The organism is Actinomycetospora sp. CA-101289, assembly GCF_050955895.1.
GTDB lineage: Bacteria > Actinomycetota > Actinomycetes > Mycobacteriales > Pseudonocardiaceae > Actinomycetospora.
Window position 1 is genome coordinate 1,846,188 of sequence record NZ_CP192093.1, and the last position, 25,996, is coordinate 1,872,183.

Below are 25,996 nucleotides of genomic sequence, written 5' to 3' on the forward strand. Positions count from 1 at the left end.
GGAGGCGCTCCACGGACGGGTGAGGCCGATCTGCTCACGCGTCCTCACACACCACGGAAGCGGTTGATGGCCTCGAGGTGCTGCTCGCGCTTCTCGGTGTCGGTGACGCCGAGGCCCTCCTCGGGGGACAGCGCGAGCACGCCGACCTTGCCCTGGTGGCTGTTGTGGTGCACGTCGTTGGCGGCCTCGCCGGTCTCGTGCAGCGGGTAGACGCGCGAGACGGTCGGGTGGATCGCGCCCTGGGCGACCAGCCGGTTGGCCAGGTACGCCTCCTTGTAGTTCGCGAAGTGCGACCCGATGATCCGCTTGAGGTTCATCCACAGGTAGCGGTTGTCGTACTGGTGCATGAAGCCCGAGGTCGAGGCGCAGGTCACGATCGTGCCGCCGCGCTTGGCGACGTAGACGCTGGCGCCGAAGGTCTCGCGGCCCGGGTGCTCGAAGACGATGTCGGGGTCGTCACCGCCAGTGAGCTCGCGGATCCGCTGGCCGAAGCGCTTCCACTCCCGCGGGTCCTGGGTCTCGGGGTCGGACCAGAACTTGTAGCCCTCGGCGGAGCGGTCGATGATCAGCTCGGCGCCCATCTTGCGGCAGATCTCCGCCTTCTCGGGGCTGGAGACCACGCACACCGGGGTGGCGCCGCCGTTGAGCGCGAACTGGGTGGCGTACGAGCCCAGGCCGCCCGAGGCGCCCCAGATCAGCACGACGTCGCCCTGGGTCATGTTGGCGCCGTTGCGGCTGACCAGCTGGCGGTAGGCCGTCGAGTTGACCAGGCCCGGGGAGGCGGCCTCCTCCCAGGTCAGGTGCGCCGGCTTGGGCATGAGCTGGTTGGTCTTGACGACGGCCAGCTCGGCGAGCCCGCCGAAGTTGGTCTCGAAGCCCCAGATGCGCTGCTCGGGATCCATCATCGTGTCGTCGTGACCGTCGGGGGCCTCGAGCTCCACCGACAGGCAGTGCGCGACCACCTTGTCGCCGGGCTTCCAGTTGTGCACGCCCTGGCCGGTGGAGAGCACGACGCCGGACAGGTCGGAGCCGACCACGTGGTAGGGCAGGTCGTGGCGCTTGGCCAGCGGCGAGGTCCGCCCGTAGCGCTTGAGGAAGCTGAACGTCGACACCGGTTCGAAGATCGAGGTCCAGACGGTGTTGTAGTTGATCGCGCTGGCCATCACCGCGACCAGGGCCTCACCGGGGGCGAGTTCCGGGGTGGGGACGTCGTCGAGGTGCAGCGACTTGCGGGGGTCCTTCTCCCGCGAGGCCATCCCCTCGAACATGTCGGCCTCGTCGGCGTGGACGGTGATGCCCTTGTACGACTCGGGGACCGAGAGACCGGCGAGGGCGGCGGGGTCGTCGGCGAGGATGGCGTCGCGGATGTCCTGCACGTTCTTGCCTCCGGGTGTGGTGCGGTGGCGCGAGGCTACCGACGGGTAATGGCCACGGGGACCGGGACGGGTGTGGGGGCCGTTACTCGTGGGCGGCGGCGGGCTCGACGAGCTCGACCAGCACGCCACCGGCGTCCTTGGGGTGCACGAAGTTGACCCGCGAGCCGGCGGTGCCGCGGCGCGGGGCGTCGTAGAGCATCCGCAGGCCCTTGCTGCGCAGCGCCTCGGCGCTCGCCTCGACATCGGTGACGCGGTAGGCCACCTGCTGCAGGCCGGGGCCGTTGCGGTCGATGAACTTGGCGATGGTCGAGGACTCGTTCAACGGCGCGAGCAGCTGGACCGCGGGGCCCGCATCGTCACCGGGGGCGTGCAGCATCGCCTCGCGCACGCCCTGCTCGTCGTTCGTCTCCTGGTGCGTGGCCACGAGCCCGAGGTTGTCCGCGTACCAGGTGATCGCGGCGTCGAGGTCGGGAACGGCGATCCCCACGTGGTCGATCGTGGTGATCCCGCTGGCGGCCAGGTCGTCGGATGCCATGGCGGGCACCTTAACCGTCTGAATCGCTCTGCCTGGTCAGTGACGGAGAGCACCATCGCCCGATGGGTAGCGTGACCGGCCGTGGACCTGGACCGGTTGGTCGCCGACGCGCGCGAGGGTGTGCCCCGGGCCGTGGGGCGGTTGATCTCGCTGGTGGAGGACGGCAGCCCCCGGCTCCGCGAGCTGGCCGCCGCGCTCGCCCCGCACACCGGCCGCGCCCGGGTGGTGGGCCTCACCGGCTCGCCGGGGGTCGGCAAGTCGACCACCACGTCCGCGCTGGTCACGGCCCTGCGCGCCGACGGGCGCCGCGTCGGCGTCCTCGCCGTCGACCCCAGCTCCCCGTTCTCCGGCGGCGCCCTGCTCGGCGACCGCGTGCGGATGGGCGAGCACGCCACCGACCCCGGCGTGTTCATCCGCTCCATGGCCACGCGCGGGCACCTCGGCGGGCTCGCCGCGGCGACGCCCCAAGCGCTGCGGGTGCTCGACGCCGCCGGGTGTGACGTCGTCCTCGTCGAGACGGTCGGGGTGGGCCAGTCGGAGGTCGAGGTCGTCGCCCTGGCCGACACGACGGTGGTGCTCCTGGCCCCGGGGATGGGCGACGGGGTGCAGGCGGCCAAGGCGGGGATCCTCGAGGTGGCCGACGTGTTCGCGGTGAACAAGGCCGACCGCGACGGCGCCGACGCCACCGTGCGCGAGCTGCAGCACATGATGTCGCTCAACCGGCGCGAGGTGGGCGGGCCGTCGTGGCGCCCGCCGGTGGTGCGCACGGTCGCGTCCGCGGGCACCGGGATCGAGGACCTCGTCGCCGCCCTCGACGACCACCGCGCCTGGATGGCCGACCACGACCGCCTCGGCGAGGGACCCCGGCGCCGGGCGCGCGCCGAGATCGAGGCCATCGCGCTGGCCGATCTGCGCGCCCGCATCCGCGAGCTCTCCGGCGGCGCGGCGCTGGGCGAGCTCGCCGGGCGGGTCGTCGCCGGCGAGCTGGACCCCTACGCGGCCGCGGACGAGGTCGTCGCGTCGGTGCGTGCCTGACCCCTACCGCAGCACGCCCGCGGCGGGCAGGGCCACCGCGAGCCAGGGGATGACGACGGCGACGGTCGGCACGACGACCACCGCCGCGGCGGCGAGGTAGGTCCCGGTCGCCAGCGCCCGGCCGCCGCACCGGCGGGCGCGCACGCGCTCGAGGCGGGCGAGGATCTCGGTGTCGCCGGCGGGCACGAACGCCTCCAGCGCGCCCGCCATGGCCTCGTCGGAGCAGCGGTGACGGGCGGCGTCGTCGGCCAGCATCTCCAGCAGCAGCCCGACGACGTCGCGGGCCTGGCGGCTGCGGACGAGCACGGGGAAGGCCTGGTGCAGGGCGACGAAGCCCTCGCGGACGAGGTCGTGACGGGCGTCGAGGTGGGCCTGCTCGTGGGCCAGGACGGCGCGCAGCTCGTCGTGGTCGAGCGTGTCGAGGGCGGCCTCGGTGATCACCACCCGCGGGGCGCGACCGGGCACGCAGTAGGCGAAGGGCACGGCCCCGTCGAGCACCCGCAGCACGGCCCGCGCGCCCGGGGGCCCGAGCCGGGCGCTGCTCTCCGCGCGGTCGAGAAGGTCGACCATGTCGCGGTGGCGCGCGCGACGCCGGCGGGTGCGCACGGCGAGCAGGCCGAGCACCCCGAACAGCCGTACCACGATCAGCCCGGCGAGGGTGGCGGCGACGACGACGGCGACCACCATCGGCAGGCCCTGGCGGTCCTCGGGGCCGAGCGCGCGCAGCAGCTCCTCGGGGGCGGCGAGCGCGCTGCCGACGGCCGCGAGCACGGCGGCGACGGCGATCGCCTGCCACAGGACGATCGCGGCGCGCGGCACGCGCTGGGGCCAGCGGGCGCGGGCGAGCCCCGAGGGGACGGGGCCGGCCAGCGCGAGGGCCAGCACGGCCAGCCACACCGAGGCCATGGTGGGTCAGTCTGGGCCCGGTGCGGCCGAGATCACGACTCGGGGGCCGTGGCGCCCCGGTCGTCACCGCCCGCGCGGGGCGCCGGGACCTCGCTGCGGCCCGTGCGCAGCGCCGCGCGCAGGGCGGCCGCCTCCTCGGGGCCGACGCGGTCGACGAACGCCACCAGCGCCGCCGTGCGGTCCTCGCCGACGTCGCCGAGCGCGTCGAGCATCAGCTCGGCGGCCATCTGCTCGCGCGTGGCGGCCGCCGCGTAGCGGTAGGCCTTGCCGTCGCGCTCCTGGCGGACCACGCCCTTCTTGGCCAGACGGCCCAGCACGGTCATCACCGTCGTGTACGCCAGCTCGCGCTCGAGCTGGTCGTGCACCTCCCGGACGGTCAACGGGCCGGGAGCGGCCCACAGACGCGCCATCACCGCGCGCTCCAGCTCACCCAAGGCCACGTCACACATCCTAGCCAAGGATCCCCTTGCCAACGCAAGCCGTCGTACTACGCTGAGTCGTAGATACGACGTCGTGTCGTAGGTAGGAGGTCGACGATGACCGCCCTGGAGCTGTCCCGACTGCAGTTCGCCGTCGTGACCGTGTACCACTACCTGTTCGTCCCGCTGTCGATCAGCCTGGCGACGCTGACGGCGGTGCTGCAGACACGACACCACCGCACCGGCGACGTCCGGTGGCAGCGGCTGACGCTCGTCGCGGGCAAGCTGCTGATGATCACCTTCGCGGTCGGGATCGTCACCGGGCTCGTCCAGGAGTTCCAGTTCGGGCTCTCGTGGTCGGCGTTCGCCCGCTTCTACGGCGACGTCTTCGGGCCCACCCTGGCCGTCGAGGGGATGCTCGCGTTCTTCCTCGAGGCCACGTTCCTGGGCCTGTGGTGGTTCGGGGCCGGGCGGCTGCGGTCCGCGCTGCACCTCGCGACGATCTGGGTCGTCGCCGTCGGCACGCTGATCTCCGCCTATGTCATCCTCGCCGCCAACGCGTTCATGCAGAACCCGGTGGCGTACACGCTCGACCCGGCCACCGGCCGGGCACGCCTCGGCGACTTCACCGACCTGCTGACCAACCCCGTCGTGCTCGCCGCCTTCCCGCACACCGTCGCCGGCGCGTTCGCCGGCGGCGGGGCGCTCCTGTTGGCGATCGGGGCCTTCCGGGCGTGGCGTGCTCCCGGCGGCGACGCGGACGGCCGCTGGCGCCTGCTCGCCCGCACGGGGGCGTGGACGACGCTCGTCGCCGGCACCGCGGTCGCGCTGACCGGCGACGCGCTGGGCAAGGTCATCACCTCGGTGCAGCCGATGAAGATGGCCGCCGCCGAGGCGCTGTACGCCACGCAGTCCGGGGCGCCGTTCTCGCTGTTCGCGGTGGGCGCGCCGGGGCAGAAGGAGCCGTTCTTCTCCCTCGACGTGCCGTGGCTGCTGTCGTTCCTCGTCAAGGGTGACCCGACGGCGACCGTGCAGGGCATCGACGACCTCCAGGCGCAGTACGTCGCGCAGTTCGGCCCGGGCGAGTACGTGCCCGTGGTGCCCGTCGCCTACTGGAGCTTCCGGCTCATGATCGGCTTCGGGGTGCTGGCGGCGGCCGTCGGTGCATGGGTGCTGTGGCGGACGCGGAAGGGGCGTGCCCTCGCCCCAGCGCACGTCGTCGACCGGTGGCTGCTGCGCGGACTCTGGACGGTCCCGGTGCTGCCCGCGATCGCCGCCACCGCGGGGTGGCTGTTCACCGAGAGCGCCCGCCAGCCCTGGCTCGTGTTCGGCCTGTTCCGCACCGCCGACGGCGTCTCGCCGGGCCTGACCGCCGGGGAGCTCACCGCCTCGTTGGCCGGGTTCGCGCTGGTCTACGGCGTGCTGGCCGTGGTCTGGGTGCGCCTGGTGCTGCGGGTGGCGCGCACGGCGGGCGACGACCCCGCACCGGCCGACGACGCGGACGAGGCCGAGCGCGTCCTCGTCCCGTCCTACTAGGGGAGCCCGTCATGGACCTGCCCACCCTCTGGTTCGCCCTGGCGGTCACCTGCTGGGTGCTGTTCTTCGTGCTCGAAGGATTCGACTTCGGCGTCGGCGTGCTCGCGGGCGTCCTGGGTCGCGACGACCACGAGCGCGGCGCCGGCGTCACGACCATCGGCCCCGTGTGGGACGGCAACGAGGTCTGGCTCGTGGCCGCCGTCGGCGTGACGTTCGCGGCGTTCCCCGACTGGTACGCCGCGCTGATGAGCGGGCTCTACCTGCCCTTCGTGCTGGTCCTGCTGGCGCTCGCCGCCCGCGGGGTGGCCCTGGAGTTCCGCGGCAAGGGCGGCACCGCCCGCTGGCGCGCGGGCTGCGACGCCGTGCTCGCCGCCTCGTCACTGGCGGTCGCCGCCCTGTGGGGCGCGGTGCTCGGCGTCCTCGCGACCGGGCTCGCGCTGGGCCCCGACGGCGAGGTCGTGGGCTCCGGGCTCGGGCGCTCGCTGGCCCCGCTCGTCGGCGGGCCTGCGCTGCTCGGGGCGGCCCTGGGCGTGGCGGTGGCCCTGGTGCAGGGGGCGGCGTTCCTGGGCCTGCGGACCACGGGTCCGCTGCGGGGCCGTGCGCGGCGGGCGGCGCTGGTCGCGCTCGTCCCGGTCGCGGTGCTCGTGGCGGTCGTGGCGCCGCTCGGGCTGGTCGCGGTGGCCGTCGTCGCGGTGCTCGTGGCCGCGCGCCGCGAGGTGCTGGCGTTCGCGGCGGCGTCGCTCGCCGTGGCCGGCGCCGTGGTGGCCGTGCTCGCCGCGCACCTGCCCGTGGTCCTGCCGAGCACGCTCGACCCCGCGGCGTCGCTGACGATCGCCGGGGCGGCCGCGTCCCCGGGCGCGCTGCGGCTGATCACCCTCGCCGCGGTGCTCGTGCTGCCCGGCGTGGTGGCCTACCAGGCCTTCTCGTACTGGGTGTTCCGGCGGCGGGTGGCGAGTGAGCGGGTGGCGACGTGAGGGGCCCGGTGGATCCCCGGCTCGTGAGCCTCGCTCGCGGCGCCTGGCCGGGCGTGACGGGGCTGGTGCTCGTCGGCGTCGCGCAGGCGGTGGGCACGGTGGCGGTCGCGCTGGCCGCCGCGACGGTGGTGACGGCGCTGGTGACGGGGCCCGGCGAGGTCCCGCGCGGGGCGATCGCGGTACTCGCGGCGGTCGTCGTCGGGCGGGCGCTGCTCGCGTGGGCGGAGCCGTGGCTGGCCGCGCGCACCGGCGAGCAGGTGGTCGAGCGTGAGCGGGAGCGCCTGCTCGACCGTCTTGCCCACGACGACGCCCCGGAGATCGTCGGGCTCGCCGGGCACGGGGTCGACGCGCTGCGCGGGTGGTTCACGGCGACGCTGCCCGCGCTCGTGCTGGCGGTGGTGCTGCCGCCGGCGGTGCTGGTGGTGCTCGCCGTGACGGATCCCGCGTCGGCGGCGGTCGTCGCGGTGACCCTGCCGCTGGTGCCCGTGTTCGCGGCGCTGCTCGGCTGGGCGGCGCAGGCCCGCGCGCGGCGCGAGTGGGCGGCGGGGGAGCGTCTGGCCGGCCACTTCCTCGACACCGTCACCGGGCTCGCCACCCTGCGGCTGTTCGGGCGCGGTGAGCGGGCGGTCGCGAGCGTGGGGGAGCTCGGCGAGCGGCACCGGCAGGCGTCGGCGCGCGTGCTGCGGGTGGCGTTCCTGTCCTCGACGGCGCTGGAGCTGCTCGGGACGCTCTCGGTCGGCCTCGTCGCGGTCAGCGCTGGGGTGCGGCTGGTCGAGGGTTCGATGACCCTCTTCCCGGCCCTCGTCGCGATCCTGCTCGCCGGCGAGGCGCACCGGCCGGTCCGCGAGGCGGGCGCGCGCTTCCACGACACCGCCCGCGCGACCGCCGTGCTCGACGAGCGGGACGCGCTGCTCGGTCGCGCCGTGGTCGGTCGCGTGGCGCGGACCGCGGCGCCGGGCCCGGCCCGCCTGCGCGTGCGGGACCTGACGGTGCGGCACCCCGGCCGGCGCGACGCCACCCCGTCGCTGGCGGCGCTCGACGCCGCGGGCGGCGAGCTGCTGGTCGTCGCCGGCCCGTCGGGCGCGGGCAAGACCACGCTGCTGCGGGTGCTGGCGGGCACGCTCGACGAGGCCGCCGACGCCCGGGGCACCGTCGAGGTGGCCGGGCGGGTCGTCGTGCTCGGCCAGGACCCGCAGCTCCCGCACGCCGCGACCGTGGGCGAGGCGCTCGGCGGCGCGTCACCGGCGGTGCTGCGGCGCCTGGGCCTCGACCTCGACCCCGACGCCCCGCTGGGCGAGGCCGGCTCGACCCTCTCGGCCGGCCAGCGGCGGCGCCTCGCCCTGGCCCGCGTGCTCGGCGACGCGCTCGCCGACCCCGCCGGCGCCGTCGTCCTGCTCGACGAGCCCACCTCGCACCTCGACGCCGACGCCGAGCGGGCCGTGGTGCGCGAGCTGCGTGACCTGGCCCGCGCGGGCGCGCTCGTCGTGGCCGTGGCGCACCGCGAGGCCCTGCGCGCCGGCGCCGACCGGGTGGTGGAGGTGGGCGGGGACGCAGCGAAGGTCACCTCGCCTGCGTCGGAGGCAGCGAAGGTGACCCTCGCTGCTCCCGCCGGCGGCACGCGCGCTGGTGCGAAGGTCACCTCGCCTGCGTCCCGCGCACGCGAGGTGACCTTCGCTGCGACACCACGAGCCTGGCGCGGCCTGCCCGCCGCGATGGTGCTCGGGGTCGGCGCGGCGCTGGCGGGTGTCGCGCTCACGGCGTCGGCGGCGTGGCTCATCGCGCGCGCCGCGGCGCAGCCGCCCGTGCTCACGCTGTCGATCGCGGTCGTCGCCGTGCGCGCGTTCGCCGTCGCGCGCCCTCTGCTGCGCTACCTCGAGCGGCTCGCGGCGCACGCCGACGGGCTGGCGCGGGTCGTGCGCTGGCGCCGGCGGGTCGTCGCCGACCTCGCACGGCGCGTGCCCGGCGCGGTCGCCGGGCGGCGGGGCCACCTGCTCGCGCGGGTGGTCGACGACGTCGACGTGCGCCTCGACGGCCTCGTGCGCGGGGTGCTGCCCCTGGTCGTCGCCGCACTCGCCCTCCCGCTGCTGCTCGCCGCCGCGGCGCTCGCGAGCCCGGCGGTGGCGAGCGCGGTCGCGCCCGGCCTGCTCGTCGCCGCCGTCGGTGCGCCCCTGGTCGCGGCCGTCGCCGCCCGACGGACCGCGCCGGCGCTCGAGCGGGGCACCGACGGGCTGCGCGCGGCCGTCGTCGAGACCCACGCCGCCCGCGACGAGCTCGCCGCCCGCGGCCCCGACGCCCTGCGCGCCGTGCCCCGGGCGCGCGCCGCCGACCTCGCCCGTGCCCGCCGCCGTGACGCCGCCGGCGGGGCGCTCGCCGCCGCACTGGCCCAGCTCGGCCTCGGCGCCGCCGTCGTGGCCGCCGCGCTCGCCGCGCCGGGCAGCGCGTCGCCCGAGCTCGCCGCCGTCGCCGTGCTCGCGCCCCTCGCGCTCGGCGAGACCGTGCTCGCCCTGCCCGCGGCCGCCGGCGCGTTCGTGCGCGGGCGCCGGGCGCGCGCCCGCCTCGCCGCCCTCGCGGCGCCCACCCCGCCCGTCGCGGAGCCCGCGCACCCGACCGACCGCCGGCCCGGCCCCCGCCCCGACCTGCGGCTGCACGGCGTCGTCGCGGGCTGGGCTGCCGATCCCGCCCTGCGCGGCCTCGACCTCGACCTGCCTGCCGGAGCCCGCCTCGGGATCACCGGCGCCTCGGGGTCGGGCAAGTCGACCCTCGCCGCCGTGCTGCTGCGCCTGCTCGACCCGCGCGCCGGGCGGGTGACCCTCGACGGCGTCGACGCCGCCGCGCTCCCGGGCGACGTGTGGCGGCGGTCGGTGGCGCTGGTCGGCGAGCACGACCACGTCTTCGCCACCACGCTGCGCGAGGACCTGCGGTTCGCGGCCCCGGACGCCACCGACGCCGAGCTGGTCGCGGTGCTGCGCCGGGTGCGCCTCGGCGCCTGGTTCGACGGACTGCCCGCGGGCCTCGACACCTGGCTCGACGCCGGCGCGGTCTCCGGGGGCGAGCGCCGCCGCCTCGCCGCGGCCCGGGCGCTGCTCGTCGACCCGGCGGTGCTGGTGCTCGACGAGCCCACCGAGGGCCTGGACCCGGCGACCGCGCGGGCGCTCGTCGCCGACCTCCTCGACGCGGCGACCGGACGGACCGTCGTCCTGCTGGCCCACCGGGGCGAGGGCCTCGACCACGTCGACGAGGTCCGCCACCTCGCCGGCGGCGCCCTGAGCAGGGTTCAGGCGAAGTCGCCCGCGGCGTGACGCACGCGGGCGAGCAGACCCGTCAGGGCCTCGACCTGCTCGTCGTCGAGCCCGACCAGCCCGAAGTCGACCGCCGTCACCGACGCGGTGGCCGCCGCGCACAGCTCCCGGCCGGCGTCGGTGATCTCCACGAGCGTCGTGCGCCCGTCGGTGGGGTGCGGGCGGCGGGCCACGAGCCCGGAGCCCTGCAGGCGGTCGACGATGTTGGTGATCGACGTGGGGTGCAGCTGCAGCCGCTCGCCCATGATCCGCATCGGCAGCGACCCGGCCCGCGAGAACCGCAGCAGCACCAGCGCCTCGTAGCGCGCGAACGTCAGCCCGTGCGGGCGCAGGGCGGCGTCCACCGCCTGCTGGAGGATCTGCTGGACGCGCATGACGCTCGTGACCGCGGCCATCGTGCGCGGCTCGCCGATGCGCTCGCCCCACAGCGACGCCGCGCGGGCGATCGGGTCGAAGGGCAGGGGGGCGGACGTGGTCATGACGTGGGCGAACCTAGCAGCGGCGACCCCGCGCGACCCGCGCGTGGCAGGCTGGTGGGTGTGATCGTCGCCTTCAGCGTGGCCCCGTCCGGCGTCGGCGTGGACGGGTCGGCGGGGGAGGACGGGTCGGTCTCCGAGGCCGTCGCCGCCGCCGTCCGCGTCGTGCGCGAGTCCGGCCTGCCGCACGAGACCTCGTCGATGTTCACCTCGGTCGAGGGCGAGTGGGACGAGGTCATGGACGTGGTGCGCCGCGCCACCGAGGCGGCCGGGCGCTACGGCTCACGCGTCTCGCTCGTGCTCAAGGCCGACATCCGCCCGGGCCACACCGGCCAGATCGAGGCCAAGGTCGCCCGCGTGGAGGAGCGCCTGCGGGGCTGAGAGCCCGCCCTCTCCGGAGGTGGCAGACTCGTCTCCGTGGCACGTCCCGATTCACGCCAGGCGGCCCAGGCCGCTGCCCTGTCCTCGGCGATGGCCGGGGCGGTGGACCTGTCCGGCCTCAAGGCGCGCGCCGAGGCCCGGCCCTCGTCGCCCGCCTCGTCCCCGTCCTCCCCGGCTCCTGCCGGTGGCCCGCCCGGCGACGGTGCCGGCGCCCCGGTCACCGTCCTCGACGTCACCGAGGCGTCGTTCCAGGCCGACGTCATCGACCGGTCGATGGACGTGCCGGTCGTCGTCGACCTGTGGGCCGAGTGGTGCGGGCCGTGCAAGCAGCTCTCGCCGGTGCTCGAGAAGCTCGCCGCCGAGGGTGGCGGGGCGTGGGTGCTCGCGAAGATCGACGTCGACGCCAACCCGCGCATCTCGCAGGCGTTCCAGGTGCAGTCGATCCCCATGGTGATCGTCGTCGCGGGTGGTCAGCCGGTGACCTCGTTCCAGGGTGCGCAGCCCGAGCCGCAGCTGCGGCAGTGGATCGCCCAGCTGCTCGACGCGCTGCGCGAGCAGATGCCGGGCATCGCCGCGGCCGAGGCGCGCGGGGGCGGCGAGGTCGAGGCGCCCGCAGAGGAGCCCGAGGACCCGCGGTTCATCGCGGCCGAGGACGCCCTCGAGCAGGGCGACTACGCCGGCGCCCAGGCGGCCTACGAGCAGATCCTGGCCGCGGAGCCGGCGAACGCCGAGGCGCAGGCCGCGCTGGCGCAGGTCAAGTTCCTCGCGCGCGCCGCGTCGGCCGACCCGTCGGCCATCGCCCGCGCGGACGCGGCGCCCGACGACGTCGACGCGCAGATCGCGGCCGCCGACGCCGAGGTGGCCACGCAGCAGATCGGCGAGGCCTTCGACCGCCTCGTGCGCACCGTCGCCCGCACCGCCGGCGACGACCGCGACCGCGCCCGCACCCACCTCGTCGGGCTCTTCGAGCTCTTCGGCACCGAGGACGAGCGCGTCACCACCGCCCGCCGGGCCCTCGCGCGCGCGCTCTACTAGCCGGTCACGCCGGCGACGGAGTGGAGATACGGACACTCAACGTCAGCGGAGCCGCTCCGCTGACACTCAGACACCGCGCAGGCAGGCGTCCGCGCCGCCGGTGATGCCGGCGCGGAAGACGCGGATGCGCTCGTAGCCCGTGCCCGCGGCGGCGACGCCGTCGGTGCCGCGCGAGGCCGTGTCCTCGTCGAGCAGCATCGTCACCGACTCGTCCAGGTCGCCCGGGGACAGGCCGAACGAGCTCTCGGCCGTGCCCACGGCCGCGCTGTAGGCGCCCGCGAGGCACAGCGCGGCGCGGCCGCCCTCGGCCCCGGTGGTCGGGCGCCCGAGGGCGGCGAGGGCCGCGGAGCCGTAGCGGGACGCCAGCAGGGTGCCCGTGGCGAAGTCGCCGATGCGGGCGTGGTCGGCCGCGAGGGGGCCGCCGGTCTCGATGCGCACCGCGGAGGGATCCGCGCACCACGCCACCGGACCCTGGATCGCCCCGCCCGTACCCGGGCACGTCGCCTGCCCGCGCTCGGTGGCCGGCGCCGCCCACGCCCCGCCGCGGCGGCGCACCTCGTCGCCGAACCAGCGGTCGAGGTCGGGCGACATCGCGGTGATCAGCTCGTCGAGGCCCAGGTTGCCCCCGGAGCTCTCGTCGGCCGCCGAGCGGAACGACTGCTGGGTGAACACCCGCTCGCGGCCCATCGACGCGCACGTGCGCGCCTCGCCGTCGAAGCCGTCCTGGAACGACGAGACGCGGTCGAACGCGTTGCCGTGGGCGTCGGCGTTGCGCGGCGAGGTGCCCACGGGGTCGCGGAAGGTGATGAGCGCGCCCATCGCGCCGTCGATGCCGTCGGCGCCGGTGCGCAGGTCGGGCAGGGCGCCGTCGCGCACTCGGCGCAGGAACACGCCCGCGTAGCAGTCGGCCTGGGCCTCGAGCAGGATCGTCGGCGCCGCGCCGAGCGCCCCGTCGCGGTCGAGGCGGCTCTGCACGCTGTGGCCGAACTCGTGCGACAGGACGACCACCACGGCCGCGTCGCCGAAGCCGCGGCGCAGCTGCGGCAGCAGCGACCCGCGGTCCCAGGCGATGATGTCGGCGCGCGGGCAGTAGAACGCCGTGCCGTCGATGTCCTGCGGGTCGGGCAGGCAGGGGACGGCGGCGGCCCCGCTCCGCTGCGACGGGTCGACCGAGAAGTAGCCCTTGAGTGGCGGGAACGCCTGCCCGCCGGCCAGCGGGGGGTACGCCTGGCCCCAGAAGCCCTCGAGGTCGCGCAGCACCGCGGCGGCGAGACGGTCCTCCTCGCCGCCGTCGGTGCCCTCGACGAACGACGGGTCGATGCCCGCGGTGACCTCCGGCCCGGCGACCGCGCGCCCGGAGACCGGGAACGCGCACGCCGACGTCAGCATCACCGCGAGCACGGCCAGCGTCACGACCAGTGCTCGCCCGAGCGATCCCCGCACGGGCGCCATCATGCCCGCGCGATCACCCTCGCGCGGTGCGTTCGACAGCATCCGGTCGAGCGTCCGCGTCGTCGAGACGCAGCCACAGCACCCCGGACGCCGGCAGGGTCACCTCGGCCGAGGCCGGACGGCCGTGCCAGGGGGTCGAGGTGGCGATGACGGCGCCGTAGTTGCCGACACCGCGCCCGCCGTAGACCTCCGCGTCGGTGTTGACGACCTCGCGCCACCGCCCGGTGACCGGCAGGCCGACGCGGTAATTCGGGTGCTCGACCCCGGCGAAGTTGACCAGGCACGCCACGGCGTTCCCGGCACGGTCGTGGCGCAGGAACGACAGGACGTTGCCGCCCGCATCGTTGGCGTCGATCCACGAGAAGCCGGCCGGGTCGAAGTCCAGCTGCCACATCGCGGGCAGCGACCGGTAGGCGGCGTTGAGGTCGCCGACCAGCCGGCGCAGACCGCCGTGGCGCGGGTCGTCGAGCAGCTCCCAGTCCAGCGAGCGCTCCTCGGACCACTCGCGGACCTGCCCGAACTCGCCGCCCATGAAGATCAGCTGCTTGCCCGGGTGCGCCCACATGTAGCCGAACAGGGCACGCACCCCGGCCGCGCGCCGGTCGTCGTCGCCGGGCTGGCGCGTCCACAGCGAGCCCTTGCCGTGGACGACCTCGTCGTGCGACAGCGGCAGGACGTAGTTCTCGCTGTACGCGTACGTCATCGAGAACGTCATCTGGTTGTGGTGGTAGCCGCGGTGCACGGGGTCGCGCCCGACGTAGTCGAGCGTGTCGTGCATCCAGCCCATGTTCCACTTGAACCCGAAGCCCAGGCCGCCGAGGTGCGTCGGACGCGTGACGCCGGGCCACGCCGTCGACTCCTCGGCGATGGTCACCGCGCTCGGGTGGTTCTTGTAGACGGTGGCGTTGACCTCCTGGAGGAACGACACCGCCTCGAGGTTCTCGCGGCCGCCGTAGCGGTTGGGCGTCCACTCGGTGCGCGAGTAGTCGAGGTAGAGCATCGACGCGACGGCGTCCACGCGCAGGCCGTCGACGTGGAACTCGTCGAGCCAGTACAGCGCGTTGGCGACGAGGAAGTTGCGGACCTGCGAGCGCCCGAAGTCGAACACGAGCGTGCCCCAGTCGAGCTGCTCGCCGCGGCGCGGGTCGCCGTGCTCGTAGCAGGGCGTGCCGTCGAACCGCGCCAGCGCCCACGAGTCCTTGGGGAAGTGCGCCGGCACCCAGTCGACGAGCACGCCGATGCCGGCCTGGTGCAGGCGGTCGACGAACCAGCGGAAGTCGTCGGGCGTGCCGAAGCGCGAGGACGGCGCGTAGTACGAGCTGACCTGGTAGCCCCACGAGCCGCCGAACGGGTGCTCGGCGACGGGCAGCAGCTCGACGTGGGTGAAGCCCGTCTCGGTGAGGTACTCGGCCAGCTCGTCGGCCAGCTCGCGGTAGTTGAGCCCCTGGCGCCACGAGCCGACGTGCAGCTCGTAGATGCTCATCGGCTCGGCGTGCAGGCCGCCGGACGCCGCCGAGGCGTCGCGGCGCGCCATCCACTCCTGGTCGGCCCACTCGTGGGTCGAGGTGGTGACGACCGACGCGGGCGCGGGCGGGAGGTCCGAGGCGTAGGCCATCGGGTCGGCCTTGTCGAGCCACTGGCCATCGGGGGTGAGGATGCGGAACCGGTAGCGCGTGCCGGGGGCGACGCCGGGCAGGAAGATCTCCCAGACGCCCGAGCCGAGCGAGCGCATCGGCGTCGCCGTGCCCTCCCAGCTGCCGTGCTCGGTGTCCCAGTCGCCGATCACCCGCACGCCGCGCGCGTGCGGCGCCCAGACGGCGAAGGACGTGCCCTCGACGGCGCCGGACGGGGTCGGCCAGCTGCGGTGGTGCGCGCCCAGGGCGTCCCAGAGCCGCTCGTGGCGGCCCTCGCCGATGAGGTGCAGGTCGACCGGCCCGAGGACCGGCGAGAAGCGGTACGGGTCGTCGGCCACGACCTCGACGGTCTCGCCCGTGGCGCCGTCGGTGTAGCGGGTGGCGAGCCGGTAGCGGGGCAGCGGGCCGGGCACGCCGGCGGCGAAGACGCCCGCCGCGTGCACCTCGGCCAGCGGGTAGCGCCCGGCCGTGGGGCCCTCGTCGACGACGACGTCCACGGCGTCGGCGCCCGGGCGCAGCGCGCGGACGACGACGGTGCCGGTGGAGTCGGGGTCGCGGTGCGGGCCGAGGACGCCGTGGGGGTCGCGGTGCGAGCCCTCCACGAGGAGGTGGACGTCGAGGTCCGAGGGCGCGGGGGAGTGGGTGCGCGCCCGGGTCACCGCTCGGCCCGCCCCACCGGGGTCAGCAGCCGGCGCATCGACCGCAGCGGGATCGCCACCCAGCCGGGTCGGTTGCGGGTCTCGTACAGCACCTCGTACACCGCCTTGTCCAGCTCGTACGCCCGCAGCAGCTCGGGGTTCTCCCGGGGATCGGTCCCGGTGACCTCGGCGTAGCCGTCGCAGAAGGCCGACCGGTTGCGGTCGGCCCACTCCTGCGCGCGGCGCTCGAGCTGCGGATCGGGCTCGTCGGCGGACTGTTCCCACTCCGCGAGCTGGTGGAACGCGGCGTAGTCGAACGAGCGCAGCATGGCCGCGACGTCGCGCATGGGGGAGTCGGGCCGCACGCGGTCGGCCAGCGACTTCGACGGCTCGCCCTCGAAGTCGATGACCAGCCAGCCCGTGGGCGTGCGCAGCTCCTGGCCCAGGTGCAGGTCGCCGTGGATGCGCTGCAGCGTCGACGGCCCGGCCGCCGTGAGCCCGCGCAGCACGCCGGCGATGGCCTCGCGCTGCTCGGCGACGCCGTCGACGGCCGCGGCGGCGCGGTCGAGGCGCTCGAGCATCCAGTCCTCGACGTCGCGGGCGGCGGCCTCGTCGAGCGGGCGGGTGCCCAGCGCGCGGGCCAGCTCGAGGTGCACCGCACCGACGGTCTTGCCGATGCGGTGGGCCTCGCCGGCGAAGTCGCCGCCGACCTCGTCGGCGCGCAGGTCGGCCTCGGCAAGCAGGTCGCGCACGCTCGTCAGGGCCATCGACCAGCCGTCGGCCGAGTTGGACGCGTAGCTCTGCAGCATGGCGACCGTCATCGGCTCGCCGTCCAGCTCGCCCTCGATCGCCCCGAGCAGGGGCGCGACCTCGCCGCTGCCCTCGCGACGCAGGGCGCGGTGCAGCTCGAGGTCGGGGTTGAGACCCGTGGTGGCGCGGCGGAAGAGCTTGAGGATCGCGCGCTCGCCGTAGATCACCGAGCTGTTGGACTGCTCGCCCAGCAGCGGGCGACCGGGACCCACGATCGGCGCCTCGGAGCCCGGCTCGGCGACGAAGCGCAGCGGGCCGCGCGTCGCGTCCTCGGTGATCAGCGCGAGGAACAGGCGGCTGATGCGCCCGTCGGCCAGGCCGTCGTAGACCACGTCGTCGCCGCGCCGGCCGATCACCGCGTGCTCGAGGTCGCCGGGCGGCTGGTGCTGCGCCCCGAGGACCAGCTGGTAGCGCTCCTCGGCGTCCGCGTCGGTGAACGCCACGGCGATCACCGCGTGCTCGACGGTGGGCGTCTCGTCCGGGCTGGAGATCACCGCGTGCGACACCGTGCGCAGGCCGGCGATCTCGCGACCCTTGGCGGGGAACCAGCGCTGGCCGGGCAGCCACGCGAGCAGGGCGTCGTGCAGGCCGCCGAGCGGATCGGGCGACCCGTCGGGCGGGCTCGTGGCGGGCATCAACGCTCCTCCGCCGGATGGATCGAGAACCAGTAGAAACCGTGACCGGGCAGGGTCAGCAGGTACGGCAGTTCCCCGATCGCCGGGAACGGCACACCCCCCGTGAGCTCCGTGGGCACGAAGTCCTTCCACGCGATGAGGTCGAGCTCCACCGGCTGGGGGAAGCGCGACATGTTGTTCACGCACAGCACGGTGTCCTGGTTGCCGTCGTCGTCGGTGTGCTCGCGGACGTAGGCCAGGACGCTCGGGTTCGAGCCGCCGAGCTCGTGGAACGAGCCGAGCGCGAACGCCGGGTGCTGCTTGCGGATGTCGATCATGCGCCGGTTCCAGTGCAGCAGGCTCGCCGTCGAGTTGGACTGCGCCTCGACGTTGACGGCCTGGTAGCCGTACACCGGGTCCATGATCACCGGCAGGTTGAGCCGGCCCGGGTCGCAGGTGGAGAAGCCGGCGTTGCGGTCGGGCGTCCACTGCATCGGGCTGCGGACACCGTCGCGGTCGCCCAGCCAGATGTTGTCGCCCATCCCGATCTCGTCCCCGTAGTAGAGGACGGGGCTGCCGGGCAGGCTCAGGAGCAGGGCGGTGAACAGCTCGAGCTGGTTGCGGTCGTTGTCGAGCAGCGGGGCCAGGCGCCGGCGGATGCCGATGTTGGCCTTCATCCGCGGGTCCTTGGCGTACTCCGAGTACATGTAGTCGCGCTCGTCGTCGGTGACCATCTCGAGCGTGAGCTCGTCGTGGTTGCGCAGGAAGATTCCCCACTGCGCGTTCACTGGGATCTCCGGCGTCTGCGCGAGGATCTCCGAGATCGGGAAGCGGGACTCCCGGCGGACCGCCATGAAGATGCGCGGCATCAGCGGGAAGTGGAACGCCATGTGGCACTCGTCGCCGCCGACCTCGGCGTCGCCGAAGTACTCGACGACGTCCGACGGCCACTGGTTCGCCTCGGCGAGCAGCACGCGCCCGGGGTACTCGTCGTCGACGACCTTGCGCACCCGCTTGAGGAACTGGTGGGTCTCGGGGAGGTTCTCGCCGTTGGTGCCGTCACGCTCGTAGAGGTACGGCACGGCATCCAGGCGGAAGCCGTCGATGCCCAGGTCCAGCCAGAAGCGCAGCGCGTCGATCATCGCCTCGCACACGGCCGGGTTGTCGAAGTTCAGGTCCGGCTGGTGGGAGAAGAAGCGGTGCCAGTAGAACTGGCCGCGCACCGAGTCGTAGGTCCAGTTCGACGACTCGGTGTCCACGAAGATGATGCGCGCCTCGGACCAGCGGGTGTCCTCGTCGGACCAGACGTAGAAGTCGCCGTACGGCCCGTCGGGGTCGCGGCGCGACTCCTGGAACCAGTAGTGCTGGTCCGACGTGTGGTTCATGACGAGGTCGGTGATCACGCGGATGCCGCGCGCGTGCGCCTGGTCGAGGAACTCGACGAAGTCGGCCACCGTGCCGAACTCGGTGAGCACCTTGCGGTAGTCGCGGATGTCGTAGCCGCCGTCGCGCAGGGGCGAGTCGTAGAACGGGGGCAGCCAGAGGCAGTCGACCCCGAGCCACGCCAGGTAGTCGAGCTTGTCGGTGAGCCCGCGCAGGTCGCCGAAGCCGTCACGGTTGGAGTCCGCGAAGGCCCGCACGAGCACCTCGTAGAAGACGGCGCGCTTGTACCAGCTGCCGTCGACCGGGAGCGTCCGTGCGTGCCGGAAGTCGGCGGCGCTGGGTTCCTCGACCGCCTGGCCGCCGTTGTCCTCGGTGCGGTCCCGGACGTGCTCGCGGGCGACGACGTTCTCCCCGGTGGCGGCGGTGCTGGTGGGTGCACCGTCGCTGACTCCCTCGTTCATCACCCGTCACGCTAGTGGTCGGGGCCCCGGCGCCGCCGCACGCCCCGGCGCCCTGCTCAGGTGGCGTCTCGGCTGTCGAGCACGTGCCCCTCGACGACGGTCCCGCGGAACTCCCGCGTGCCCCGGGCAGCCGGCCCGGCGCTGCCCGCACCCACCACCGTCACGGCCGGGCCGTGGCGGGCGCTGCCGGCGCGCACGGCCCGGTCGGCGGCGCGGCGGGCGAGCGCCCGGCGCACCGGCGGCACGAGCAGGACGAGCGCGGCGAGCGTCGACAGCAGGCCCGGCGTGACCAGCAGGACCCCGGCCAGCGCGACGTACATGCCGTCGGCGACCTCGGCCTCGGCCGGGCGGCCCCGCTGCGCGGCCTCGACCAGCGCGGTCATCGACCGGCGGCCCTGGCGCTTGATGGCCCAGGCGCCCACGACGGCGGACAGCGCCAGGATCCCGACCAGGCCCCAGAACCCGACGGCCTGGCCGACCAGGACCAGCACGGTGACCTCGACGGTCAGGTAGACCGCGAGGGCGACGAGGATGCGCACTTCTGACCTCCAGAGTGTTCACCCGTGCCAACGCCCGGGGCGCCCGGATCGTGCCCGGACGACCCTCCCGGCCCTACCTCCGCAGCACCGAGATGACGTGCGCGACGTCGCGCCACGGCTCGAGGCGCACGTAGTTGGTCTCGCCCCACTCGAAGGTCTGGCCGCTGACCTCGTCGAACGCCCCGAAGCGGTCGTGGCGCTCGAGGCCCAGCGCGGCCATGTCGAGGTGCAGCGTGCCCTCCTCGATGCCGAACGGGTTGAGCGTCACCACGCACAGCACCGTGTCGCCGGACAGCGGGTCGGTCTTCGAGTACGCCAGCAGCGCCTCGTTGTCGGTGTCGTGGAAGCGCAGGGTGCGCAGCTGGCGCAGGGCCGGGTGGTCCTTGCGCAGCTGGTTGAGGCGCGTGATCCACGGCTCGAGGCTGCGGCCCTCGGCGAGCGCGCCGGCGAAGTCCCGCGGCCGCAGCTGGTACTTCTCCGAGTCGAGGTACTCCTCGCTGCCCGGGCGCACGGCCTGGTGCTCGAAGAGCTCGAAGCCCGAGTACACGCCCCAGCTCGGCGCCAGCGTCGCGGCCAGCGAGGCCCGGATCGCGAACATGCCCGGACCGCCCTCCTGCAGCGACTCGTGGAGGATGTCCGGGGTGTTGACGAAGCAGTTCGGGCGGCACTCGTCGAGCCGGTCGCGGTGCATCTCGAAGAACTCGCGCAGCTCGTCGCGACCGGTCCGCCACGTGAAGTACGTGTAGGACTGGCTGAAGCCGGCCTTGGCCAGCCCGAACAGCCGCGCCGGGCGGGTGAACGCCTCGGCCAGGAACACGACGCCGGGGTCGCGGCGGTGGACCTCGGCGATCAGCCAGGCCCAGAAGTCCGGCGGCTTGGTGTGCGGGTTGTCCACCCGGAAGATCCGGACCCCGTGCTCCATCCAGTACAGGACGATGCGCAGGACCTCGGCGTAGATGCCGTCGGGGTCGGTGTCGAAGTTGACCGGGTAGATGTCCTGGTAGCGCTTCGGCGGGTTCTCGGCGTAGGCGATGGTCCCGTCGGGGCGGATCGTGAACCACTCCGGGTGCTCGGTGGCCCACGGGTGGTCGGGGGCGCACTGCAGCGCGAGGTCCAGGGCGACCTCGAGGCCCAGCTCCTGGGCGTGGGCGACGAAGGCGTCGAAGTCCTCGATCGTGCCGAGCTCCGGGTCGATCGCGTCGTGCCCGCCCGCGGCCGAGCCGATCGCCCACGGCGAGCCGACGTCGTCGGGACCCGGGGTGAGCGTGTTGTTCGGCCCCTTGCGGTTGACCGTGCCCACCGGGTGGATCGGCGGCAGGTAGGCGACGTCGAAGCCCATGGCCGCGGCGCGGTCCAGCTCGCGGGTCGCGGTGGCGAACGTCCCGTGCACCGGGCGGCCCTCGGCGTCCCAGCCGCCCGTCGAGCGGGGGAAGAACTCGTACCAGGCGCCGGCCAGCGCGAGCGGCCGCTCCACGAACACGTGGTGGGTCTCGCCCTCGGTGACCAGCTCGCGCACCGGGTGCTCGGTCATCGTCCGGTGCACCGGCTCCGAGAGCGCGCGGGCCAGGCGGTCGGGCAGGTCGCGCTCGCTCGCGCGGAGGTCCTCGGCGGCCCGGGTCAGCGTGCGGGCGAGCTCGAGCACCGGGGGCATGGCGATGCCGCCCGTGCGCCCCCACGCCGCCGTCGACGCCTGACGCGACGAAGGAGCGGCAGGGGTCGAATCGGCTTGGCGTGGATGGTCGACGGTGCCCGACTCGTCGCTGCCGGCCGGCGGGGTGTCGCGCAGGCGCTGCTCGATGCCGTCGGCGGCGCGCTCGAGCAGCCGCGCCCCGGTCTCGAGGTCGTTGGACAGCTCGGCGGCGCCCTGGCCCGCGCGGGTCTTGACCTCGACGGCGTGCCGCCAGGTCGCCCACGGGTCGCCCCAGGCGTCGACCCGGAAGCTCCACAGACCCTCGGCGTCGGGCACGACCTGGCCGGCGAAGCGGTCGGTCAGCGGGCCCGTCGGCACCATCCGCGTGCTGCGCGGCGCCTCGTCGCCGCAGGGGATCACGACGTCGGCGACGTGCGCGTGGCCCGCGGTCGAGCAGCGCTGCCAGACGAGCGTCGCCGCGACGGCGTCGTGGCCCTCACGCCAGACCGTCGCCTCGACCGGCACGACCTCGCCGACCACGGCCTTGGACGGGAACCGCCCGCCCGAGATCTCGGGCGTGACCTCGTCGATCCCGATGCGGCCCTGGGCGACGCGGTGGCGGTCGATCGAGGCCGTGTCGGTGGAGACCGTCGGCGTGGCGCGGGGGCGCTCGGCCGTCGTGGTGGGGGCGGTCGTGGTGGTCGCGGCGTCGATCGCGTCGGCGTCGGTGGCCGGCGCGCCGGCGGGCTCCTCGCCCGGGACGTCGGCGCCGTCGGGGTCGACGTCGGTGACGTCGCCGGGCGCCGCGCCGGCGGAGCGGATGGTCGCGGGGCCGGAGTCGACGGCGGGCACCTCGTCACGCGCAGTGTCCGGCGCGAGGCTGTGGACGTGGTCGTCGGGGTGCACGGTGATCGGTCCGACGCCGAGCGGGTCGTCGTCGGAGACGGTGCCGTAGCGCGGGGTCGCGGAGCCGTGTCCCGTGGACACGGTCGGCGACGGCTCGACCGGGCCGGGCACGGCGGCCGGCTCCGCGGCGGGGGCGTCCTCGTCGTCGGCACCGGCGACGTCGCCCGCGACGCCCAGCCCGGCGGCGCCGGCCGCGGCGGCGCGCCCGCCGGGAACCGACGGTGGGGCCGTCTCGGACGCCGAGCCGTGTCCCGAGGACACGGTCGGCGAGGGCTGGATCGACCCGGCGGCGCGGCTCGGGGCCGTCTCGCCGGGGGCGTCGTCGGCGTCCCCGAAGTCGGCGGCGGTGCCGGCGGCGACGCCCGCGGCGCCGAGCCCGGCCGCACCGGCCGCGGCGGCGCGCCAGCCCGGGCCGGACTGCGCGGCGGTCTCGGCCACGCTCTCGGAGGCGGACGTGTCCCCGGGCTCGGCCGGCGTCACGGGGGAGGAGACCGGGGCGTAGGGGGTGCGCGGCGCGAACCAGGAGGGGTCGCTGGCCGGGGGCGTCGGTCCCTGCGCGGTGTCCGGGCCGGGCGCCTGGTCAGGATCGCGGTCCGACGGCTCACTCATGTCGCGTCCCCTACCCGTGACCGGCGGGTTCGATGCGGAGGGTCGTCCGGGGGTCGACGAGGTGCGGCCGGTGGCGAGCCCCCACGGCGGGGTCGCGGGACGGCGCCAGGGCGGCAGGGACGGCGCCGGCGGGCGGGAGGCGTCGAGGCCGGGCATGTCCGCGCCGACGGCCCGGAAGCCGTGCGGGGGCGTCAGGTCGGCGTCCGACCCCGGCGTCGTGCCGGCGGCCGGCAGGGGGCCCGACGGCGGGTGGTCGGCGGGGTCGGGGGAGGCGAACGGCCCCGACGGCGCGACCGACGAGGGCATCGGGATGCCGCGGGCCGGGGTCCCGGTGCCGCGGCCGGGGACCGGGAACTCGCCGGTCGTGGGCCCGTGGGGACGCGCGTCGGGCGGCGGCGGGGGACCGACCTCGACCTCCTCGGCCGGGCCCCAGCCGCGCCGGCGGCGTCGCCAGGACCCCGAGGCCGGGCCAGTCACGGCCTCGGCGTGCTCCTCCTGCGCGGCGGGGGCGGGGGCGAAGGCGGGCGCGCTGGCGCCGTCGGAACCGACCGCGGGCTGCTCGCCGGTGCGGTCGCGGGGACCGTCCTCACCCGCTCGGCCGACCCCCTCCGCACCGCTCGACCGCCGTCCGGACCGCCACCATCTCCCCAGCGCGCTCACGCGACGCAGCGTAGTCGGGGGATCGATCCAGTCCAGGTGGGCCCGCACGGCGCGTCGGGGGTCGCGCCGTAGTCTCCCGGCGCGTGAAGGCTCTGCGTCGCTTCTCCGTCCGCGCCCAGCTCCCGGCCGCCCTCGCGCCGCTCCAGGAGCTCGCCACGAACCTGCGGTGGACGTGGCACGGCCCCACCCAGGACCTGTTCGCGACCGTCGACGAGGCCGTCTGGCGCTCGTGCGACGGGGACCCCGTGCGGCTGCTCGGCGAGGTCCGTCCGCAGCGCCTCGCCGAGCTCGCCGAGGACGAGGGCTTCGTCGGGCGCGTGCGCGAGCGCGCGGAGGAACTGCACACCTACCTGTCCGAGCCACGCTGGTACCAGGGGCTGCCCAGAAATCCCGAGGGGGCTGCCGAGGTGCCCGCGGCGATCGGCTACTTCTCGATGGAGTTCGGGGTCAGCGAGGTGCTGCCGAACTACTCGGGGGGCCTGGGCATCCTCGCCGGCGACCACCTCAAGGCCGCGAGCGACCTCGGCGTCCCGCTGATCGCGGTGGGGCTGCTCTACCGCTCCGGCTACTTCCGGCAGTCGCTCTCGCTCGACGGCTGGCAGCAGGAGCAGTACCCGGCGCTCGACCCCCAGGGCCTGCCGCTGCACCTGCTGTCGGACGCGTCGGGCGAGCCCCTGCTGGTCGGGGTCGCGATGCCCGAGGGCCGGACGCTGCGCGCCCGGGTGTGGCAGGCGTCGGTCGGGCGCGTGCCGCTGCTGATGCTGGACACGGACATCGAGGAGAACGACGCCGACCTGCGGCAGATCACCGACCGGCTCTACGGCGGCGACGCCGAGCACCGCATCCGCCAGGAGATCCTCGTCGGGATCGGCGGGGTGCGGGCCGTCCGCGCGTTCTGCCGGGCGACCGGCCACCCGGCGCCCGCGGTGTTCCACACCAACGAGGGCCACGCCGGCTTCCTGGGCCTCGAGCGCATCCGCGAGCTCGTCGACGACGCCGGCCTGGACTTCGACCAGGCGCTGACGACGGTCCGCGCCGGCACCGTCTTCACCACCCACACCCCGGTGCCCGCGGGCATCGACCGCTTCCCCGTCGGGCTCGTCGAGCACTACTTCACCGCCGACATGCTGCCGGGCATCGAGCCCTCGCGGGTCCTCGCGCTGGGCCGCGAGCCGGCGGGCGACATGTTCAACATGGCCCACATGGGCCTGCGCCTCGCCCAGCGCTCCAACGGCGTCTCGCAGCTGCACGGCGAGGTGTCGCGCGGGATGTTCCAGCAGCTCTGGGGCGGCTTCGACGCCCCCGAGGTGCCGATCGGCGCGGTGACCAACGGCGTCCACGGCCCCACCTGGACCGCCCGCGAGATGGCCGGGCTGACCGCCGGCGCGTCCGGCGGGGGCCCGGAGCTCTTCGGCGTCTCGGACGCGCTGCTCTGGGAGATGCGCGGGACGCTGCGGCGGCGCCTGGTCGAGGAGGTCCGCCGGCGGGTGCGCGCGTCGTGGCTGCAGCGCGGGGCGTCCGAGCCGGAGCTCGCGTGGACCGAGCGCGTCTTCGACCCCGACGTGCTCACCATCGGCTTCGCCCGCCGCGTCCCGACCTACAAGCGCCTCACGCTCATGCTGCGCGACCCCGAGCGGCTCAAGGCCATGCTGCTCGACCCCGAGCGCCCGCTGCAGCTGGTGATCGCGGGCAAGTCGCACCCCGCCGACGAGCAGGGCAAGCGCCTCATCCAGCAGATGGTCCGCTTCGCCGACGACCCCGCCGTGCGCCACCGCATCGTCTTCCTGCCCGACTACGACATGTCGATGGCCCGCTACCTCTACTGGGGCTGCGACGTCTGGCTGAACAACCCGTTGCGTCCGCTCGAGGCGTGCGGCACCTCGGGCATGAAGTCGGCGCTCAACGGCGGGCTGAACCTGTCGGTGCGCGACGGCTGGTGGGACGAGCTCTACGACGGCCGCAACGGCTGGGCGATCCCGACCGCCGACGGCGTCGACGACCCCGACCGCCGCGACGACATCGAGGCCAACGCGCTCTACGACCTGCTCGCGACGCAGGTCTCGCCGCTGTTCTACGACCGCGGCACCGACGGCGTCCCCGACCGCTGGACCGCCCTCGTGCGCCACACCCTCGCGACGCTCTCGCCCAAGGTGCAGGCGACGCGGATGGTCACCGACTACGTCGAGCAGTGGTACGCCCCGGCGGCCCGCTCGGCGACGCGCGTGGTGGCCGACGGCTTCGCGGGCGCCAAGGAGCTGGCCTCCTACCGCGCCCGCCTCGACGCGGCGTGGTCGTCGGTGACCGTCGCCGAGGTCGACGCCTCGGGCGGCGCGGACACCCCGGTGCTCGGCGCGCCGATGACCGTGCGCGCCGAGGTCGTGCTCGGGGGCCTCGACCCGGACGAGGTGCTGGTGCAGGCCGTCGTGGGCCGGGCGGACGACGCCGACGAGCTCACCGAGTCGACCGTGCAGCCGATGACCTCGATCGGCGCGGGGCACGAGGGCTCGCACCGCTTCGAGGCCGTCGTCGCCCTGCCCCACGCCGGGGTCCTGGGCTACACCGTGCGCGTCCTGCCGCGCCACGACCTCCTCGCCGCGCCGGCGGAACTGGGGCGCGTGGTGCTGCCGGCGTAGCCGACCTCGGTGGCGAGACCCGCGCTCAGCGCGGGGATCGCCACCGAGACGGAGC

General features: G+C 75.2%; 18 protein-coding genes. 7 read left to right on the forward strand and 11 right to left on the reverse strand.

Features of this window, described 5'->3' with window-relative positions; all coding sequences use genetic code 11:
* Nucleotides 1-44 precede the first annotated feature (44 nt).
* Both ccrA and mce read right to left on the reverse strand, forming a co-directional pair.
* Nucleotides 45-1,376 carry a crotonyl-CoA carboxylase/reductase gene (ccrA, locus tag ACQPX6_RS09260; protein WP_433787012.1) on the reverse strand — a complete coding sequence of 444 codons (1,332 nt, stop codon included), beginning with the start codon at nucleotides 1,374-1,376 and terminating at the stop codon, nucleotides 45-47.
* 82 nt (nucleotides 1,377-1,458) lie between these two features.
* On the reverse strand, nucleotides 1,459-1,911 hold the full coding sequence (gene mce / locus ACQPX6_RS09265) for a methylmalonyl-CoA epimerase (protein WP_433787013.1): 453 nt from the start codon (nucleotides 1,909-1,911) through the stop codon (nucleotides 1,459-1,461).
* Nucleotides 1,912-1,992: 81 nt separating this feature from the next.
* Between mce and meaB the strand changes: the two genes are divergently transcribed.
* On the forward strand, nucleotides 1,993-2,946 hold the full coding sequence (meaB, locus tag ACQPX6_RS09270; RefSeq protein WP_433787014.1) for a methylmalonyl Co-A mutase-associated GTPase MeaB: 954 nt from the start codon (nucleotides 1,993-1,995) through the stop codon (nucleotides 2,944-2,946).
* Nucleotides 2,947-2,949: 3 nt separating this feature from the next.
* On the opposite strand, the gene ACQPX6_RS09275 is transcribed toward meaB, so the two are convergent.
* Together ACQPX6_RS09275 and ACQPX6_RS09280 are read right to left on the reverse strand one after the other, a co-directional pair.
* A complete protein-coding gene (locus tag ACQPX6_RS09275; protein ID WP_433787015.1) occupies nucleotides 2,950-3,852 on the reverse strand; it encodes a M56 family metallopeptidase in 903 nt (300 codons plus the stop codon).
* Between the two features lie 32 nt (nucleotides 3,853-3,884).
* Entirely contained in the window at nucleotides 3,885-4,301 is a 417-nt protein-coding gene (locus tag ACQPX6_RS09280; protein ID WP_433787016.1) for a BlaI/MecI/CopY family transcriptional regulator, read from the reverse strand.
* 87 nt (nucleotides 4,302-4,388) lie between these two features.
* Here ACQPX6_RS09280 and ACQPX6_RS09285 point away from each other — a divergent pair, with 87 nt between their 5' ends.
* The 3 genes from ACQPX6_RS09285 to cydC are packed head-to-tail and all read left to right on the forward strand — an operon-like array spanning nucleotide 4,389 to nucleotide 10,080.
* Nucleotides 4,389-5,807: a cytochrome ubiquinol oxidase subunit I gene (locus ACQPX6_RS09285; RefSeq protein WP_433787017.1), complete on the forward strand. Its 1,419-nt coding sequence runs from the start codon at nucleotides 4,389-4,391 to the stop codon at nucleotides 5,805-5,807.
* An 11-nt stretch (nucleotides 5,808-5,818) separates the two neighbouring features.
* The gene (cydB, locus tag ACQPX6_RS09290) at nucleotides 5,819-6,781 is read left to right on the forward strand and encodes a cytochrome d ubiquinol oxidase subunit II (RefSeq protein WP_433787018.1); all 963 of its coding nucleotides are present in this window, start codon (nucleotides 5,819-5,821) and stop codon (nucleotides 6,779-6,781) included.
* Nucleotides 6,782-6,804: 23 nt separating this feature from the next.
* Nucleotides 6,805-10,080 carry a thiol reductant ABC exporter subunit CydC gene (gene cydC / locus ACQPX6_RS09295; protein WP_433787019.1) on the forward strand — a complete coding sequence of 1,092 codons (3,276 nt, stop codon included), beginning with the start codon at nucleotides 6,805-6,807 and terminating at the stop codon, nucleotides 10,078-10,080.
* On the opposite strand, the gene ACQPX6_RS09300 is transcribed toward cydC, so the two are convergent.
* Nucleotides 10,056-10,559: a MarR family winged helix-turn-helix transcriptional regulator gene (locus tag ACQPX6_RS09300; protein ID WP_433787020.1), complete on the reverse strand. Its 504-nt coding sequence runs from the start codon at nucleotides 10,557-10,559 to the stop codon at nucleotides 10,056-10,058. The genes cydC and ACQPX6_RS09300 overlap by 25 nt on opposite strands.
* A 60-nt stretch (nucleotides 10,560-10,619) precedes the next feature.
* Between ACQPX6_RS09300 and ACQPX6_RS09305 the strand changes: the two genes are divergently transcribed.
* Together ACQPX6_RS09305 and ACQPX6_RS09310 are read left to right on the forward strand one after the other, a co-directional pair.
* On the forward strand, nucleotides 10,620-10,937 hold the full coding sequence (locus ACQPX6_RS09305) for a thiamine-binding protein (RefSeq protein ID WP_433787021.1): 318 nt from the start codon (nucleotides 10,620-10,622) through the stop codon (nucleotides 10,935-10,937).
* 36 nt (nucleotides 10,938-10,973) lie between these two features.
* The gene (locus tag ACQPX6_RS09310) at nucleotides 10,974-11,972 is read left to right on the forward strand and encodes a tetratricopeptide repeat protein (protein WP_433787022.1); all 999 of its coding nucleotides are present in this window, start codon (nucleotides 10,974-10,976) and stop codon (nucleotides 11,970-11,972) included.
* 66 nt (nucleotides 11,973-12,038) lie between these two features.
* On the opposite strand, the gene ACQPX6_RS09315 is transcribed toward ACQPX6_RS09310, so the two are convergent.
* The 6 genes from ACQPX6_RS09315 to ACQPX6_RS09340 form a co-directional block, all read right to left on the reverse strand.
* The gene (locus ACQPX6_RS09315; RefSeq protein WP_433787023.1) at nucleotides 12,039-13,415 is read right to left on the reverse strand and encodes a neutral zinc metallopeptidase; all 1,377 of its coding nucleotides are present in this window, start codon (nucleotides 13,413-13,415) and stop codon (nucleotides 12,039-12,041) included.
* Nucleotides 13,416-13,437: 22 nt separating this feature from the next.
* Complete coding sequence (glgB, locus tag ACQPX6_RS09320; RefSeq protein ID WP_433787024.1) at nucleotides 13,438-15,717, reverse strand: 1,4-alpha-glucan branching protein GlgB; 2,280 nt, start codon at nucleotides 15,715-15,717, stop codon at nucleotides 13,438-13,440.
* Complete coding sequence (locus tag ACQPX6_RS09325; protein WP_433787025.1) at nucleotides 15,714-17,141, reverse strand: maltokinase N-terminal cap-like domain-containing protein; 1,428 nt, start codon at nucleotides 17,139-17,141, stop codon at nucleotides 15,714-15,716. Before ACQPX6_RS09325 ends, glgB begins: the two co-directional genes overlap by 4 nt.
* The gene (treS, locus tag ACQPX6_RS09330; protein WP_433787026.1) at nucleotides 17,141-18,964 is read right to left on the reverse strand and encodes a maltose alpha-D-glucosyltransferase; all 1,824 of its coding nucleotides are present in this window, start codon (nucleotides 18,962-18,964) and stop codon (nucleotides 17,141-17,143) included. The genes ACQPX6_RS09325 and treS overlap by 1 nt, the downstream gene beginning before the upstream one ends.
* Before the next feature lie 56 nt (nucleotides 18,965-19,020).
* Nucleotides 19,021-19,503 (reverse strand): FxsA family protein, encoded by a 483-nt coding sequence (locus tag ACQPX6_RS09335; protein ID WP_433787027.1) that lies wholly within the window; start codon nucleotides 19,501-19,503, stop codon nucleotides 19,021-19,023.
* 73 nt (nucleotides 19,504-19,576) lie between these two features.
* Nucleotides 19,577-21,760: an alpha-1,4-glucan--maltose-1-phosphate maltosyltransferase gene (locus tag ACQPX6_RS09340; RefSeq protein WP_433788234.1), complete on the reverse strand. Its 2,184-nt coding sequence runs from the start codon at nucleotides 21,758-21,760 to the stop codon at nucleotides 19,577-19,579.
* Nucleotides 21,761-23,391: 1,631 nt separating this feature from the next.
* Between ACQPX6_RS09340 and glgP the strand changes: the two genes are divergently transcribed.
* Entirely contained in the window at nucleotides 23,392-25,941 is a 2,550-nt protein-coding gene (gene glgP, locus ACQPX6_RS09345) for an alpha-glucan family phosphorylase (RefSeq protein WP_433787028.1), read from the forward strand.
* Nucleotides 25,942-25,996: the final 55 nt, after the last annotated feature.

Coding starts and splice junctions, on each gene's coding strand:
- mce (WP_433787013.1), bottom strand. CDS start 1,911: ATGGCATCCGACGACCTGGCCGCCAGCGGGATCACCACGATCGACCAC.
- ACQPX6_RS09285 (WP_433787017.1), top strand. CDS start 4,389: ATGACCGCCCTGGAGCTGTCCCGACTGCAGTTCGCCGTCGTGACCGTG.
- treS (WP_433787026.1), bottom strand. CDS start 18,964: ATGAACGAGGGAGTCAGCGACGGTGCACCCACCAGCACCGCCGCCACC.
- ACQPX6_RS09275 (WP_433787015.1), bottom strand. CDS start 3,852: ATGGCCTCGGTGTGGCTGGCCGTGCTGGCCCTCGCGCTGGCCGGCCCC.
- ACQPX6_RS09325 (WP_433787025.1), bottom strand. CDS start 17,141: ATGCCCGCCACGAGCCCGCCCGACGGGTCGCCCGATCCGCTCGGCGGC.
- ACQPX6_RS09300 (WP_433787020.1), bottom strand. CDS start 10,559: ATGACCACGTCCGCCCCCCTGCCCTTCGACCCGATCGCCCGCGCGGCG.
- ACQPX6_RS09280 (WP_433787016.1), bottom strand. CDS start 4,301: ATGTGTGACGTGGCCTTGGGTGAGCTGGAGCGCGCGGTGATGGCGCGT.
- cydB (WP_433787018.1), top strand. CDS start 5,819: ATGGACCTGCCCACCCTCTGGTTCGCCCTGGCGGTCACCTGCTGGGTG.